The sequence below is a fragment of the Streptomyces sp. JJ36 genome, assembly GCF_021696945.1.
In the GTDB taxonomy this organism is placed as follows: domain Bacteria; phylum Actinomycetota; class Actinomycetes; order Streptomycetales; family Streptomycetaceae; genus Streptomyces.
This window is the reverse complement of record NZ_JACYHE010000007.1, coordinates 20209-36719: the sequence shown is the minus strand read 5'-3', so window position 1 is coordinate 36719 and position 16511 is coordinate 20209. Positions and strand designations below refer to the sequence as shown.

Annotated in this window: 6 protein-coding genes and 2 pseudogenes; 2 read left to right on the top strand and 6 right to left on the bottom strand. The window is 67.8% G+C overall.

Translation table 11 applies throughout. The features are described 5' to 3' along the window. Positions 1–34: 34 nt before the first annotated feature. Both HOY81_RS04535 and HOY81_RS04530 read left to right on the top strand, forming a co-directional pair. The gene (locus HOY81_RS04535; protein WP_237318375.1) at positions 35–1417 is read left to right on the top strand and encodes an L-serine ammonia-lyase; all 1383 of its coding nucleotides are present in this window, start codon (positions 35–37) and stop codon (positions 1415–1417) included. Between the two features lie 225 nt (positions 1418–1642). Further along, positions 1643–2145, top strand: a pseudogene (locus HOY81_RS04530) (tyrosine-type recombinase/integrase); the annotation flags it as partial. Between the two features lie 46 nt (positions 2146–2191). On the opposite strand, the gene drmC reads toward HOY81_RS04530, so the two are convergent. The 6 genes and pseudogenes from drmC to HOY81_RS27650 all read right to left on the bottom strand — a co-directional run. Further along, positions 2192–2953, bottom strand: coding sequence for a DISARM system phospholipase D-like protein DrmC (gene drmC, locus HOY81_RS04525; protein ID WP_237318373.1), 762 nt, complete (start codon positions 2951–2953; stop codon positions 2192–2194). Positions 2954–2956: 3 nt separating this feature from the next. Next, entirely contained in the window at positions 2957–4873 is a 1917-nt protein-coding gene (locus HOY81_RS04520; RefSeq protein ID WP_308340952.1) for a DUF1998 domain-containing protein, read from the bottom strand. Continuing rightward, the gene (gene drmA, locus HOY81_RS04515; RefSeq protein WP_237318371.1) at positions 4870–8631 is read right to left on the bottom strand and encodes a DISARM system helicase DrmA; all 3762 of its coding nucleotides are present in this window, start codon (positions 8629–8631) and stop codon (positions 4870–4872) included. Before drmA ends, HOY81_RS04520 begins: the two co-directional genes overlap by 4 nt. After that, positions 8621–12826, bottom strand: a complete 4206-nt coding sequence (locus HOY81_RS04510; RefSeq protein ID WP_237318368.1) for a DNA methyltransferase — start codon at positions 12824–12826, stop codon at positions 8621–8623. Before HOY81_RS04510 ends, drmA begins: the two co-directional genes overlap by 11 nt. Then, complete coding sequence (gene drmD / locus HOY81_RS04505; protein ID WP_308340951.1) at positions 12823–16062, bottom strand: DISARM system SNF2-like helicase DrmD; 3240 nt, start codon at positions 16060–16062, stop codon at positions 12823–12825. The genes HOY81_RS04510 and drmD overlap by 4 nt, the downstream gene beginning before the upstream one ends. Before the next feature lie 247 nt (positions 16063–16309). Continuing rightward, positions 16310–16451: pseudogene (locus tag HOY81_RS27650) on the bottom strand (IS982 family transposase); the annotation flags it as partial. Between the last annotated feature and the right edge of the window lie 60 nt (positions 16452–16511).

Sequence of the window (16511 nt, the reverse complement as noted above, 5' to 3'; positions counted from 1 at the left end):
GGGGCCTCCCGCACACGGACAAGGGAGTCCGCCCATGGCCATCTCCGTCTTCGACCTCTTCTCCATCGGCATCGGCCCGTCCAGCTCGCACACGGTCGGCCCGATGCGCGCGGCCCGCATGTTCGCCCGCCGCCTGAAGAACGAGGGCGTGCTGGCGCAGACCGCGTCCCTGCGGGCCGAGCTCTTCGGCTCGCTGGGGGCCACCGGCCACGGGCACGGCACCCCCAAGGCCGTACTGCTCGGCCTGGAGGGCCACGGGCCGGCCACCGTCGACGTCGACCAGGCGGACGCCCGGGTGCAGCGCATCCGGGAGACCGGCAGGCTGCGGCTGCTCTCCACCGATGTCGGCGACGCCCACGAGATCCCCTTCGACGAGCCCACCGAGCTGATCCTGCACCGGCGCCGCTCACTGCCCTACCACGCGAACGGCATGACCCTGTGCGCCTACGACGACGCCGGGCTGCCGCTGCTGGAGAAGACCTACTACTCGGTCGGCGGCGGCTTCGTGGTGGACGAGGACGCCGTCGGCGAGGACCGCATCAAGCTGGACGACACCGTGCTGCGGCACACCTTCCGCACCGGCGACGAGCTGCTGCGCCTCACCGAGGAGACCGGCCTCTCCATCTCCGCGCTGATGCTGGAGAACGAGAAGGCCTGGCGCACCGAGGAGGAGATCCGCGCCGGGCTGCTGGAGATCTGGCAGGTGATGCGGGCGTGCGTCTCCCGCGGCCTGACCCGGGAGGGCATCCTGCCCGGCGGGCTCAAGGTGCGCCGCCGCGCCGCCACCTCCGCCCGGCAACTCCGCGCCGAGGGCAACCGGGACGCGCACGCCATGGAGTGGGTCACCCTCTACGCCATGGCGGTGAACGAGGAGAACGCCGCCGGCGGCCGCGTGGTGACCGCCCCCACCAACGGCGCCGCCGGCATCATCCCGGCGGTGCTGCACTACGCCATGGAGTTCGTGCCCGGCACCGACGAGGAGACCGTCATCCGCTTCCTCCTCGCCGCCGGGGCGATCGGCATGCTCTTCAAGGAGAACGCCTCCATCTCCGGCGCCGAGGTCGGCTGCCAGGGCGAGGTCGGCTCCGCCTGCTCGATGGCGGCGGGCGGTCTCGCGGAGATCCTCGGCGGCTCCCCCGAACAGGTGGAGAACGCCGCGGAGATCGGCATCGAGCACAACCTCGGCCTCACCTGTGACCCGGTCGGCGGGCTGGTGCAGATCCCCTGCATCGAGCGGAACGGCATGGCCGCCGTGAAGGCCGTCACCGCCGCCCGGATGTCGCTGCGCGGCGACGGGCGCCACCACGTGTCCCTGGACAAGGCCATCAAGACCATGAAGGACACGGGCGCCGACATGAAGGTCAAGTACAAGGAGACTGCCCGGGGCGGGCTGGCGGTGAACATCATCGAATGCTAGAGAAACAGGCCCTGACCAGCGCGTTCGTACCTTTCAGCGCTGTCAGGGCCTTCCCTGCTTTCGCGGCGGAAAGTCCCTGAAACCTCCCTGGGACAGACGTGAAAGTCCCTGAAAAGTCCCTGGGATGTCCCCGCTGCGCCGTGCTCTTGAGATGGTTTGCGCCGCCTCCGGGGGCCATGCCGCCCCATTGTGGAGCACGCACCTGGCCGCACACGGGCATGTCAGCTCATCGCGTTCCGAGGACTCCGACGCGGCGAGGGGTGCGGCCCGCGCTGGGTGGACCACGACTACGCGAACTCCTCGCTGGCCGTGGCGACCCAGCTGGCCCAGGACGGCTGGGAGGTCCGCGAGCAGCAGGAACGGGACCGCCTCGAATGGGGCGACGCCTGGGTGGAGACCGGCCGCATCTTCACCGAGGAGGACGGCTCCCTGCTCCACCCCGGCAGGGGCTCCGACCTCTTCGAACGCCTCGTCGCAGAAGCCGGTCTCCCGCCCATCCGCCTCCACGACCTACGGCACGGCGCCGCGACGCTCATGCTCGCCGCCGGAGTGGACGCCAGGTCGTCTCCGAGACCCTCGGTCACAGCGACACCCGCATCACCCGCGACATCTACCAGACCATCCTCGACGACCTCGTCCGCGCCGCCGCCGAAGCCGTCGTCCAACTCGTCCCCCGGTCCCGTGGCCAACGCCACCTCCAGGCCGTCCCCGATCAGTCAGCCGGCTGACGGTCGGCAGTTGCGTCCACGCCGCGCCCGTCGGGCCTCGCCTGTCTCATAGGCGGGTCAGAACGCCTGTCGTCTGGAGTTGCCGTACGTGTTCAACGGCGCGCTCGGGAGCGGTGCCGCCTCGGATGAGGATTCCGGCCTCGATGTTCTTGGTCGCCCCGGAAGCCGTGAGGTTGGCGCTGGTGATCAGGAGTGTGGTGCGGTCTGCGGCGGCGAGCTTGGCGTGAAGCTTGGCCCCGGGCTCGGTGCGCTGCTCCGGGGGCCAGTGCCACAGCTCGACTCCGGTGAGACCGGCGAAGGCGAGGGCCGGCTCGTCCCCGCTGATCGCGCTGCCCGCCCCCTGGAGCGTTTCCACGACCACGGTTACGGCGACGCCCCTCCCGACGGCAGCGGTCAGCGCCTCGCGCACTGGCTGGTAGGGCCTAGCCGAGTACGTCATCAGCACGAGCTCGTGCTGGGCGGCCTCGATGACCTTGGTGAGCACAGCAGCCGTGGCTTGTACCGGAACGGCGTGGGTGGTCGGGCCGCTCCACACGGCGTCGACCTGGCACCGGGCTTTCTGGTGGGCGTAGCCATCGGCGATACCCCGCAGATACCAGGTGGCGGGCTCGATGCCGATGCCCGCTTCGGTCAGGGTGTCCAGGAGGGCCTGGACCGCTGCCCCTTCACCGGGGCCGGTCGCCGAGGCGCGTAGTGATTCGTCTGGCCAGCCCGCGGACATCCGGTCAGCGAGCTCCCGGATTCGGGCGGGGCCGAGTAAGGCGAGGACGGCGCCTGCCGCGATGGTGAAACTGTCGGGTGTTGTCATCGGTCAGCCGATTCCTGGGATCAGGGCCAGCTTGTGGTCGTCTCCGATGGGGACGATGAAGCGGCGGTCGAGGAAGCGGTTGCCGCGCTCGCAGGTGGTCTCGGAGACGAACATGCAGGCGTGGCAGGCGGCCCCGTGAAGGAAGTCGGCTCCGTGGTGGGGCAGCCGCTCGGCGCAGAGCGGATCGGAGGAGCAGCGCAGGGCGTCCTTCCAGGCGCGGCGGACGATCCGCTCCCAGGAGTGGGCCTCGGCGAGGGCGACGAGGCCGCCCAGGGTGCCTTCCGCGTCCGGAACGGCGGTGTAGATGAGGATGCCCGAGCGCGGGTCTTCGTCGGTGCCGGCGTAGATGCGCTCCGAGAGGCTGGCCGAGCCGTACCCACATTCCAGGGCGATGGTGCGGATCAGCAGGTGGGACAGCGTGTGGAGGGCGATGTAGCGCAGGCCCGGCCAGCCGGCCATGAGGTCGAAGTCGTCGCGCTTGATGCGGTCCGAATAGCGCCGGTGGCGGAAGTACTTGTAGGCGGTCTGGTGTGCCAAGGCAGGTTCCGAGTTCGCGACGTGCTCGTGCCAGTCGGCGAGGAGGGGTTCGGAGACCCGCAGGAAGATGCCTTCGCCTCGCACTTCGCTGGCCGGAACCCAGGTGGGCGTGTCGCGGGCGAGCTCCACGAGGCTGACCAGGTCCGGCTCATCGGGGTCGGGGGCGTCCAGGCGTGTGAAGCCGGTGAGCGCGCGCACCTCGCGCAGCCGCTCGACCTGGGCGATGTCGGAGAAGATGCCGGACAGTGTCTCCGGCACGCCCTTCGCGTCCCGGCGGAGCGTGAAGTCGGCGGTGGAGTCAGGGGGATTCGGCGTGGTGAAGATCTCCCACTCCGGGGTCAGCAGGTCGATCGCGGTTGGCTGTTGCGGGCTGCCTCCGTTGTCGGTTGCTTCCAGCTCGGCGCGGTGGACCGCGATCGCTTCGTAGACCTCGGCCTGCTCCCACTGGTGCAGGGTGATGTAGGCCGACTCGTCCCAGAGCAGGTCCAGGTGGTCGGGGTTCTTGATCTTCTGGAGCTTGTCCCAGAGCTGCTCCACCTTGGCTGCCAGCGCGCTCTGGCCGGTCGCTGGGACGGCGAGGGCGGTGAGTGTCCGGGCGAACCACTGGTTGGACGCGCCGACGACGACCAGCCGTGGCTGCTCCTTGCAGCCCGTGGCGGCGAAGGTGCCCAGGTGCGGGTGCCGGCCCCGGCAGCGCGGGAGTTCGGCGAGTCCCCGTTCACCCGTGGCCTGGTTCATGTTCCGGGTCGCGTGGCAGTTGGTGCACTGGATGCTGACGTTGGCGCCCTGGTTGCCTCCGTGGTCCTCCATCCGCAGTGTCGGGTGCGTCGTCTCAGCGCAGGGTGCGCCTTGGTGAACGAACCACTGGTAGGGGAACTCGTCGAGGTGCCCGTCGGTGCACGCCAGCAGGAAGCGGGCGGTGACGGCGAGCGGCTTCTTGCGCTTCGACGGGCAGGAGGTGTGGAAGAAGCGGGCCAGGTCCGGCCGCCGGGGCTGGGCGTTCTCGAACGTCCACCAGGTGGTGTCGAGAGCGGCCAGTGTGTTGCAGGCCGTGCAACGCAGCCACGCCGGGAAGGGCACTGTCGGTACGCCGACGCGGGCGGCCGGCCCGTTCGGGTCGGTGTCCAGGCCGTCCATCCATGGTGCGGGCCGGAGCTGCGTGACGTTGTGGTTGCGGGTGGTGCGGCGGACGGCTTCGAGGAGCCGGGGCTCGGCGAGGGGTTCCCACTCGATGTTGTCGTAGGACCAGTCGTCCAGCCCCCGTACCAGGACGGCGAAGTTCGGCAGGTCCACGAGGGAGCCGACGCCGGCGGTGAACATCAGGTGGCTGGGCCGCACGGAGCCGACGCGGCGGCGGTGGCTCGGGGAGGTCGGCGCGATCACTCGGTACCTCCGTGTTCGTCGCCGTTGTCGTCGCTGGTCTCGGTATCGCTGTCGGGTGGTGACTCCTGTGCCCCTGCGGTCCATGGGGGTGCGCCGTAGGGTGCCTGGGTCAGGGTGCTGATGCTGCCGGGCACCAGGAGGTTGATCTCGTTCTCCGTCTCGCGCATCGACATGGGGACGGTGAGGTCGGTCCAGGCTCCGTTGCCCGCGGACTGGAGCAGCCCTGCCATCTGCTGCTTGTTCTCGCTGCGGGCCTGGTAACCCAGCCGGGCGGAGGTGCCCTTCGCCTGTTCCCAACGCTCCTTGACCACGGCGAGGCGTTCAGCAAGGTAGCCCTGGCCGCGTTCGCCACCGCCGCCGTGGAAGGCCCGCTGGAGGAAGCGCTCGGTGATCCGCTCTGCTGCGGGCGAGTCCATGCCGACGTCGTAGGCCGCCCGGTTGGCGGAGTGGGCCTCCTCGGCGTTGCGCAGCGCGGCGATGAACGCGGCGGCGGTACCGCGGTCGAGTGACCGGCGGGAGTAGGGCGTGACCGAGAGCGCCTCGACCTGCCGGTAGAACGTCGCGTGGTAGTGCTCGAAGTCCTCGTAGTGCGCGAGGTCGCGCGGCCGGGTCCAGTTGTAGAGGGTGACCACGAGACCAGGGCGCGCGGCGTCACGGCCCACGCGGGACGACGCCTGGATGTACTCCGCGGTGTTCTTCGGCTGCCCGGTGACCATCATCAGGCCGAAGCGGGAGACATCCACACCGACCTGCAGCATCGAGGTGGCCAGTACGACGTCGACCGGCTGGCGCTCGAAGTCCAGCTCGGGAACGACCGGCGCCCGCTTCTCCTTCTTCGCTGCCCTCAGCTCAGCGGCGATCGCGGCCCGGCGCGCGGAGGTGCGCAGCTCCGGGTCGAAGGAGTTCTCCAGCTGCTTGAGGACCTCGGTGATGTCCGCCGAGGAGATCCGGGAGGTCAGCTCCTGGACGGTGAGCATTCCTGTGCTCGCCAGTCGGTCGGACAGCGCCCCGGCGTCCCGCACTCGGCGATGCCCGTTACGGCGCACTCTGGTCGTCACATCGTCGTCCAGGAAGCGGCGCATACCGGCGAGTTCACGGGTGGCGTTGAAGTAGCCGACCAGCGTCATATACGGGTCCGCGTCGCGGCCGTGCTCGTCGAAGAGGGTCTGCCCGGCCAGCAGCAGGATCTCCGCGATCCGGATCTCCGCGGACTTCATACGGACGCCGTGCGCACACACACCGAAGTAACGGCGACCCGGTGTCCTCTCGGTCACCGGCACCTGCCGGGAGAAGAAGGTGTCCCCGACCTCCAGCACCTGCGGCGGGAAGATCGCCAGACCGCGGCCGAACACACCACGTACCTGCTGCGCCGCGCGCTTCGTCGTCGCCGTGGACGCCACGATTTTCGGCCCAGTGGCTACCACGGTCCCGTCCTCCTGGACGGTCTCCCAGGTGCACAGCTCATCCACGGCCGACTCGAACAGGCCGACCGTGGTCCCCAGTGCCCCAGAGATCAGGTGCAGTTCATCCTGGATGATGAGGTCCGGCGGCCGAAGCCGCGAGACCGGTTCAAGCTCCTTGGTACCGGGCTGGGCGCCCTTCTTCGGGTGCTTGCCAGTGCACTCGATCCGCCGGCCCAGGTCCGGATGCCAGTAACCGTGCCGCGCGCAGCGGCGGCTCACCCGCCCGAACAACATCCCGGCATAACCCTGCCAGGGGAGCTGCGCCATCTTGTCGACCGTGGCGATCACCAGAGCAGGCAGCAGCCGGTAGATCTCCTCATCCACCGTGAGGATCGGCAGCCCCTCGCCCTTCGCCTTCACATACGAGAAGCGGCACGCCTGCGCGCCCTCGCTGTTCGCGCAGTACAGGAGGATGCGCCGCCGCTCGCCGTCCGTGGTCTTGGCCGACACCTCGATCCGGGAACCGCACCACGGGCACAGCTTGGTCTGCAGCACACTCGCCCGCTTGGTCGTCGCACTGTCCAGGGCATCCGAGATCTGCTTCGCCGCGTCCTTGTACCAGTTCGGCGCGACCCCGTACCCGACCCACATGCCGATCCGGAAAGGCTCGGTCCCCCAGCGGTTCACATCCCGCTGCCGGAGGACCTCGGCGGCGCACACCAGGGTTGACGCGCGCTGAAACTGCTGGGCAGTCAGCAGCCGAAGGGTGTACCGCATCAGAACGGCAACGCCCGCCCGGCCGTCACGGGCCTGAGCCCCGGCGCCTTGGACGCCCTGGAGGCGGCGGATCGCGAAGGTGAAAGCCGCGAGCCCGAGGTACGCCTCGGTCTTACCGCCGCCAGTGGGGAAGAACAGCAGATCGACCGTCGCCGTGTGGTCCGCCCGTCGTTCGGAGTGAGCGGGGTCGGTCAGCGCTGCCAGATTCAGCAGGACGAAGGCCAGCTGGAAGGGTCGCCAGCTCGCCGCCTTCGCGCCCTCCTGCTCGATGGCCGCCTTAGCCTCCGCGTAGCCGAGCCCGGTCGCTTCACGCAGCGCCACGATCTGGGTGTGTCGGCGCTGCATCGCCATCGCCTCGTTGGCGAACCGGAAAGCGGCCAGGGCGTCCGCCTGGAGCGGGCTCTTCTCACCGGTCAGCACAGCGATGCCGGCCTCGATCCGCTGAGCGATCTGCCGAGCCGTGAACACCGCAGCCTCGGCCGTGGGCCGAAGAGCCGCGGGCAGCTCCGAGATCTCAGCCTCGCGGTCGTCCAGCCACGCGGCATAGCCGGACGACAACGGACTCAGACCGGTGACCAGCTGTGCGGGCTCCAACTCCGCCAAGGCGTCCATGGACAGCACGAGCCCGGCCAGCTGCTCCGAATCCTGCGGCGCGATGGTGGCCGGCACGTCGTAGTACGGCAGCCACCGCGTCTCCAGCCGGTGGGCATGCCGCTCCCCGTCATGCACCTCCGCGTGTACCGCGACGTTGCGACCGTTCGCGTGCCGCAGCTCGTTGCGGTACAGGAGCCGAAGGTGTTGCTCCTCGGGGTCCTCGCTGTGCGCCTCGATGTCGTCCAGCGGGTCATCAACCGGCGCGAACACGGCCTGCGCACCGTCCAGCGCCACCACGGTCAGCTGCGCCTGAAACAGCCACGCGGTGTCCTTGTTGTTCTGCGGCTCCTCCTGCGCGTTGACCAGCGCCAGCTCCACCACGCGCAGACCGCCGGCCTGCTGCCGGACCTCGACAGCGAGAAACACCTCCGGCTGGGCGCCGTCCCCCTGCAACGGCACCCAGTAGGAGGCGACGCCGTCGAGGGCGACCTCCTTGTCCAAGGACACCGGCTCCCGCGACCACACGCGACGGGAGACACCCGCCTCGTCCAGCGCCTCTGACTTTGTGTACCGCCCCCACGACGCGGTGACGCTGAGCTTGTCGACGCCGGGAATCACGGCGAAGGACAGCCCCATGGACGAAGCCCACATCCGGCCCGCGTTCTGCGGCGTGAGCAGATCGGGCAGCTCCCCGTCGTCACCGTTCACATCGCCGCCGAGCTCGCTGTCCAGCCCTCCCAGCGAGGCGTCCGCCGCCGACTTGGCCACTTCCCGCGGCCCCAGCTTCCCCACCAGATACCGGTCCCCCGGACCACTGGCCCTCGGCGCGAACGACTCCAGCGACCCGTTCCACGGACCAAGCAGGTCATCCTCGATGACCTGCTGAAGCTTGTCCCGCACCTGGTAAGACGACGCCTCAGCGAACTCCTGCGGCACCTGCCACGCCGGGACGTCCCCCGTGGCCTTCACCGGCTCATTCGACATCGAACAGCCCCTCCCCCTGCGGAGCGGGCTTGGCCACCCGCTTCTTCGCCTTCCTCCCGGCGCCCTTCTCATGCAGCCCGGCCGCCTTCTCGGCGGCGTACCGCTGGTGATTCTCCTCCAGCAAGCGGTCAAGAACTTCCAGTTGGACGGCCGGAGCGATGGTGTACCGCGTGCCCTGGCGCGTCTCGTGGTGACCATGCCCCAGCCCGGCTGAGAGCAGATCGTCCCAGCCGTAAGCGCGGAAGGCGGCCTCATCGATCAACCGATGGATCTCGCGGAGGTTGAAGATATCGCCGTCACCGTTGGCCGGAGAGTGCACCAGGTTGTAGGTGTCGGTCAGTCCCACATCACGGGCGAGCATCATCTCCCGCCGCTCGGTGTCAAGCCGAGCACCGAGGCCACGAAGCTCTGCCGTGAATGGCGGAAAAGGGAATGAATAGAACACATCAGAAGGACTGTAGCTGAGGTCAGCCTTCATTGTCGCACTACGATTAATCGCCCACCAGTAGTGGGGAGCAGCAGAAAGAACAGCCAACATCCCCGGGTCATCCGAAGCAAAGATCACTACCTTATGAGAGAATACCTGGCCAGTAGGGACGAGAACGGGCATAACCGTCTTACTCACCTGGGCCATCACAAGAACGCGGTCAAGGTCAGCGATAGCAGCCACCAGGGCAGGTCGCTTGTCAGCGTACTGCCAGAAGCGCTCAGGGAGAGGATTGCGCAGCACATAGCTTCCGTCCGGCTTCTTGCGCCGCCTTTCCGGTCGCACCTTTTTCTCAATAATGGACCACACAACTGAGTACTGCTCAGATCTCTCACGAGGCCAGTCATGGAAGTTGATGACCCACCGACTTGCTGAGCTATCAGGGCGCTGATTCAAATCCTTGCCGTTAACATACGGGAAAATAACTTCAGCATTTCTCGCATCCTCCTCGATGAGGTCGCGAGCTTCCCGCTGAGACAAGGTGAATCCCATACCGAGAACATAAGACCCAATGAAGGAAATATCGAGGTTCACGGCAAGGCGCTCAGCAGGCCCCGAGACCCTCGACTTCGCATCGAGCCTTGGCGTGATCCCGGAAACAACGAGCCCGTCCAGCACAGACTCCGCCGATACTCCAAGCGCCTCTCGACTAGTCCAGATCGCACAGTACTCCAAGGTTGCTGATGCTGAAGGCCAAGGCTCACTCTTGACGGCTTGGCGGATCACAACCCCAGATTTATTCAGGCTATCTAGCCCAACTTCCGCCGTGTCTCCTTGCGCCAGCGTGTTCGTGGCGATGAGGCCTGCCTGCCCGTCACTGTTGAGTATTTCATGCGCTCGCAGAACCATGTAGGCAACCAGATCGGCATGACCGCGCACTCCACGCGCGATGGACCCTACCAAGTACTCACGATATGCCGTGCCAAGAGCCCCGGTAAGCTTCTTCCCGCCCAGGAAGGGTGGATTTCCGATTACAGCATCAAACCCTCCCTTTTCGAATACCTCGGGGAAGACGAGCGGCCAATGGAGCGGCTCACGGCACAGCGCACCTTCGGGTAGATCCACCGCGAGCCAGGCATTGGCAAGTTCCCGTGCACGTTCCCACGTGGCGCTGCCAGGTCCGGCACCATCCTCAGCCACTGCCGTCGCGACTTCGACTGCTTCGAGTAGGCGGTGCTCCGTGCTCCGTTCCTTAGCTTCTTCCCGCTCCTGGTACTTGTAGTAGGGGATGCCCTCGTCCTTGACGTGAGCCGCCAGCGCGGCCCCGGTCACAAGGTCTGCAAAGAGAGCAGCTTGGGCGGTCTTCTCTCGCACCTTGGCGAGAATCTCCCTTTTCTTGCCCAGTTCCTCGAGGTCCTTACCGTCCATCTCGACCAGCTGTTGTCGCATGTTCACGACCTCAGTCATAAGGTCTGCGACGCCCGTCGCCCAGACGTACAGGTCTCCGCTCGCCTCGCCAGCCCCCTCAGGGTTCATGTTCATGGACGTGAGCTGCTCATAGGACGTGATACCGAGCAGGGAGTCGCCGGCGACGAGGCGGTCGTCCAGGAAGGTGAAGGGACGCTGGGGGTCCATGGAGACGAGCCAGAGGGACAGCTTGGCCATCTCCACGGCCATGGGGTTGATGTCGGCTCCGTAGAGGCAGTGCTCGATGACGAGCCGGCGGGCGCGGACGACGATCGGGGCTACATCGGTCTCCACGGAGGCGTCCGCGATCAGCTCACCGCTCAGGAAGTCGATCGCGTCTGGCTCCCCCTCCTCTGCCCACGCCTTGACCAAGCGCTCGGCGAGGTAGCGGCAGGCCCCGACGAGGAAGGCACCGGAGCCCATGGCGATGTCCGCGACCTTCAGGCCGAGAAGCTGCTCGCTGCCGAGCGGCTTCCACTCGTCACGATTCGCCGTCTGCAACGGCCCGGGAGAGAAGACCAGGGGTTCCAGGGCGCCTTCGACAACGGTCTCCGCCAGGTCCCTCGGGGTGTAGTGGGTACCAGTCTTCTTCCGCTGTTCGGAGTCGGTGACGTAGACCATGCCGCTGAGGATGACCACTGGGTCACCGCGAAGGTCGTCGCGGATCAGTCCGGCGTAGGGCAGCAGCCGCTCTACGAGTTCCCGGTCTCCGTTCGTGACGCCGAGCAGCCGGCGTACGAATTCCTCGCGGTCCTTCTCGGAGCTGAAGGGCTTCTTCAGGCGTGCTGCGATGGCTCTGGCGGAGCCAATGCCGGAGTCCTTGTAGGTCTCGGCGAGCTTCTCGGCCAGGCCCTCGGTATCCCGCGATTCGCCCGTGCCGAAGGGCCGTGCGAGCTCATCGAGCTCGGATAGCCCCACCTCGTCTTCGTCTCCAGCCTTTCCTCTCAGGCCGAGGACGGTTTCGGTGGCTCTGGTGCCCTCGTAGGCGAGCAGGCCCTCGTAGACGTAGCCGATCTGCTCGACGTCGAGGGTGCGGAAGCTGAGCTGTCGCAGTTCCTTGTTCGCGCCGGTGCCCAGTTCGACGACCTGGACAGCGGTGAGCATGTGGAGCACCGTGCGGTCGTCGATGCTCAGCTCGTCCAGCCACGAGTAGGCGTCCGGGGAGAAGAGCGAGCCGTCGTAGGAGGGGAGGGGCAGTTCCGGGTGGTCGATGCCTCCGTAGACGGCGTGGAACAGGGCGATCAGGCGGTGCCAGGCGGCGCTGCTGTGCCCGAGTTCGATCTCGCTGGTCTGGTCGGCCTGGTCCTTGAGCTCCTTGCGCAATCCGCTGGCGGAGTAGGAGAGGGCGTATATCGGGTTGCTCGCGGGAAGGAGCTCCCGTTCCTCCGCGTAGAAGAGGAAGACGATGCGCATCATGACCGCGACGGCGCCGCGGTAGGCGTCCTGGGCATCGATGGCGGGGTTGGCACGGCCGATCGCGTCAACGAGCATCTCGACGGCCTGGCGGACCTGTCGTCCCAGCCCCTCGGTGAGGTCGGCGCCCTTCCTGAGGCTCTTGGCCATGAGGGCGGGGAGTCGCTCGTCCTCGGGGACGGAGAAAAAGCGGCTTCGGCGCAGCAGGGAACGGAACGCTCGTACGACGTCGCGGTCGGCCTGCTCGGGCCAGCTCATCGCGTCGAAGACGGCCGTGCTGGTGACGCCCTGGCGTGGGGCCCAGGTCAGGGACCACCAGCGGCCGTCGGTGGCAAGGCCGAGTTCCACGCCGTGGTGTCGGCAGAGCTGGGCGAGGCGGTCCACGGGAGTCGCCGACCAGGCCGAGCCCTTGAGGCGCCGGGTGGGGTCGGTGCCGTTGGGCAGGGTCAGGCCGAGGAGCGCCGCCTTGTTGGTGCCGGGCTCGATCAGTGCGAAGTCGGGGCGGATCTGGGTTTCGTGCTGGGGGACGTCCAGTGCCAGCTTGTCCAGTTCCGCGTTGTCCGTGGCGAAGGGGTCGTCGCCGTCGGCGATGCGCAGGGCGTCCTGCCATTCCAGCAGTTCCCGCAGTACGAAGGTGATCCACTCGCCTTGCCCGGGGGCTCCGGCCTGCTGCCACTGTTCGTGGGCATCACGCAGGGACTGCCGTGCTGGGCGTTCCAGGGCGTCGAGGCCCGGATCCCAGTGTTCTAGTAGCACGGGCAGAGTAAGGAACGGCCCGGAGACGTCGACCAGTTCGAGCCAGCTCAGGTGGTGCCGTCGAGGGTCGACTGGCGGCGGCCCCTTGCGCTGTACCGGACGCCTGCCGCGCGGCTTGCTGCTGGTGCTCAACGGATGGCCTCCCGCTTCGGGATGACGAACACGACGGCGACGGGGAAGAGGTAGTCCTGCATGTTCTGGTACCGGCGGGCGACGTGTGCCAGCTCCTGGTCACGCTCGGCGCCCAGCTGTGTGAGGCGGGTCTCCCACGCCTTCCGGTCCTCCTGCCACTGCTTCAGCTCGCGGGCCACCTTGAGTTCGGTGGTGGAGAAGAGCGTGTCTCCTTCTTCTTCGGCGAGCGCCGCGCGTAGGGACGCGGCGAACTGGTCGAGGTTGGCGGTGATCCGTCCTTGCTCGGACTCGCGCCGCTCCCGCAGCTCACGTTCCAGAGTGCTCAGTCGGTTTCGCTTGCGCCATTCCAGCGCGGACAACAGTCCCTCGCTGACCTTGGGCCAGTTGCCGACGAGGCGTTCGCGTACGGAGGGGGCGGCCTCGGTGCCATCGGCGAGGGCGCGACTCAGAACGGATTCGAGCGTGCTGAGGTTTTCCAGGCGTACGAAGGGGCGGGCGGTGTCACGGACCCATCCGCCGGCGTGAAGGACCTCTTCGTGCAGTCGTACGCCGTCCCCGCCGATGAGCACGTACTGCGCGAAGGCGCCGACGAGTACGGACTCCAGGGCCGGGTCGTCACTGACGACCGCCGTCACCCGGTGAAGGTCCGAAGAGCCCGCACTGGTGCCGGCACTGCTCCAGATCGCCTTCTTCAGCAGCCGGGTGGACTGTGCCACCAACGGGTGCGCCAGGTGGGCGAGCACCACGCCGCGGCGGCCCCGTGCCTGCTCGGGATCGAAGGTGATGGGACGCAGGGCGCCGGTCACCGGGTCGGCCAGGTCCTTGACCGTGTGGACCCAGGTATCGGTCAGCGTGCCAACGTCGAAGAGCTCACCGTCGTGCAGCAAGTCGCCCTCTGCCGGACGCAGTGGCTGCTGACCATCGAGAGCCAGGGCCGTGGACACCACGCGCTCGACCGACTCGGGGATGAGGCCCAGGGCCTTCCTGGTCTCGTCCAGTTCCCGCCGCAGCCGCCGGACTTGCTCGGTGACCTTCCGCTCGGCGGGCACCTTGCCGCCGCTGCGCCGTCGCCGGTCGGTCGGGACTGAAGCACGCTCCACGTCGTAGTCGCTGATGTCGCCGACGAGTCGGCGCTGGACCGCGTCGGCGAGGACGGCGTTCACCGAGCCGAGGTCTTCCTCCATCTGCCCGACCTTGCGGGCGATGCGGGAGAGGAACTCCAGGTCGGCCTCGTAGGTGTCGGTCGACTTCTCCCAGCCGACGCCCACGAAGTGGCAGATTTCCGGTGCGTGGCGCTGCCCGTAGCGGTCGATACGTCCGATCCGCTGCTCCAGCTTGTTGGGGTTGAAGGGGATATCGAAGTTGATCAGACGATGGCAGTGCGCCTGCAAGTCGATGCCCTCGCTGGCCGCGTCGGTGGCCAGCAGAATGCGCACCTTCGCCGCGGGTACTCCCAGTCGTTCCTCCGCCGGATCGGTCTGGAAGGCCAGGCGGAGGTCCTCTCGCTCCTGCGGGCTCATTCCGCCGTGCAGGGTGGCGAGCCGGTCGCCCGCCAGCCCCTCCTGGGTGAGTATCTGCACCAGCCAGTCCTGGGTGTCCCGGTACTCGGTGAAGACGATGACCCGCTCGTTGGTCCAGAACCTGCCGTCCGAGGTCCGGCACACGGCCTTGAGAAACGTGATCAGCTCGCGCGCCTTCGCGTCTGGGTTGGCGTCGTGCGCGATACCCCACTCGGCCATGCGTTCCAGGAGCGCGAGCTCATCCGGCGCTCCGGCCGGCTGGATTCGGCTCGCCCGGTTGAGGGCGTCGTCCTCTGCCTCCGCCAGCTGGTCGTCGTCGAAGTCCGCGATGTCCTCCTGGAATTCCTCCAGCCAGAGGGGAACCTCGGCCGGGGCGGCCTCCTCCGCCCGTGCCGCCTGTTCCCGTGCGGACTCCAGATAGGCCGTAACTGTGTTCTTGAACGCCCGAGGGGAAGAGAACAGGCGCTTCTTCAGCAGCAGAGTCACCAGGTTGGCCGCCTTGCGGCCACCGCGTCGTGCGGGGGCGATGCGCTTGCGTCGCAGCGCCGCGTACTCGGTCAGCAGCGCGTGGACCTCGCGTTCGCTGGCCGGATACTCCACGGGTAGGGGGATGGTCTTCCGCTTGGGGAAGCGGCGCACGGGTTCGCCGTCGATAATGTCGACGATGTCGTCCTTCAGGCGCCGGACCACCACCTCCTCCTGGGCCTTCTCGTCAGGGTCCATACCGCGGGCGAAGCGCTGGTTGTCGATCAACTCCAACAGCGCGGTGAACGACGCCTGGTAGCCGTTGTGCGGGGTCGCGGACAGAAACAGCCGGTGCTCGAAGTGCGGGGCGAGCCTGCGGATCAGCCGGGTCTGCTGAGAGTCCACCGCGTAGAACTGCTTCGGTGCGGCGGGAGCCACGTGATGGGACTCGTCCAGGATCAGCAGGTCGAAAGCTCGGGGGTAGGTCGGACCGTCCGGGGGCAGCACCTCGTCCAGCAGCCGCTGCGCCTTCGCCCCGCGCAGCCAGGGGAGGCTGACGATGGCCAGCGGGTACACCTCGAACGGGTTCGCGCCGCTGCCGTGCGTCCTGCGGAGCCGCGTCACCTGTGCGGAGTCAACGATCGTGAAGTCAAGGCCGAACTTCTCAGCCATCTCGTCGCGCCACTTCAGCGTGAGTCCCGCCGGGCAGACGATGAGCACGCGCCGCGCCCGATGGCGCAGCAGCAGCTCCTGCGCCACCAGCCCCGCCTCCACGGTCTTGCCCAGACCGACATCGTCCGCGAGCAGCAGGTTCACGCGGGGAGCGTCGACGGCACGGGCCACCGGCTCAAGCTGGTAGTTCTCCACTGCCACACCGGAGCGGAAGGGCGCCTGGAGCATCTTGGTCTTCGCTGACGTCACCGCCGACCAGCGAACTGCGTCCAGGAACGCCGCCAACCGCTGCGGGGAGTCGAAGGTTCCCGGCCCCACCTGCGGCAGCGAACTCTGCGGCAGCACCTCGCGGCGGGGCTCGACCTCCCAGATCACCGAGAGCGACTCCCCGTAGCGACCAAGCACGCTCTGCAGCTCTACCAGTGTCGACCCGCTGCCGTCGGACGCCGGGGAGACCTGACTTACTACCCAGAGCTGCCCTCGGACCCGGACCAGCTGCCCCGCTTCGGGAGTCGCGGCCCGCTCATTGGCACGGGAAGCCGTTCGCCTGTCGGCACTCTGTTCTGTGACGCGCGGCACGCACGTACTCCCTATCTGTCCGTCCAATGTGGCAACGGGTGTATCTCAGCATCTCAGACAGTAGCTGTCCGGCGAACAGAGATCCGCAGTTCACCGATGAACCGGGCCTCGCCCCGGATGGGACCGTGGGAGTGATCACCGTGAGGCACTGCGGTCGGCGCCGGGGGCGGCGTTCGGCAACCTCACAGAGCGAGGGGGCTCGAATCGCACGTTTGCTCGACGATGAGGTCGGTGAGGAGGTTCCGTGCAGCGTCACCAGCTCCGCATCGCTGAGCTGCGGGTGCGATGCCCACCTCCGGCCGGTACGGAGACAACCGCGGCGAATCCTTCAGCAGGTCGTCGGTCTTCACGTAGAGTGCGGTCGCGAGGGAGTCCAAGTCCGGGGTCACAACCGAACGTTGGACTCCCTCGCCGCATGCGCGCAGCCCATCCCTAGAAATCGATATCCA

Excerpts from the sequence above, each read along its gene's own strand:
- HOY81_RS04535 (WP_237318375.1), top strand. The coding sequence starts at position 35 with ATGGCCATCTCCGTCTTCGACCTCTTCTCCATCGGCATCGGCCCGTCC.
- drmA (WP_237318371.1), bottom strand. The coding sequence starts at position 8,631 with ATGTCGAATGAGCCGGTGAAGGCCACGGGGGACGTCCCGGCGTGGCAG.
- drmC (WP_237318373.1), bottom strand. The coding sequence starts at position 2,953 with ATGACAACACCCGACAGTTTCACCATCGCGGCAGGCGCCGTCCTCGCC.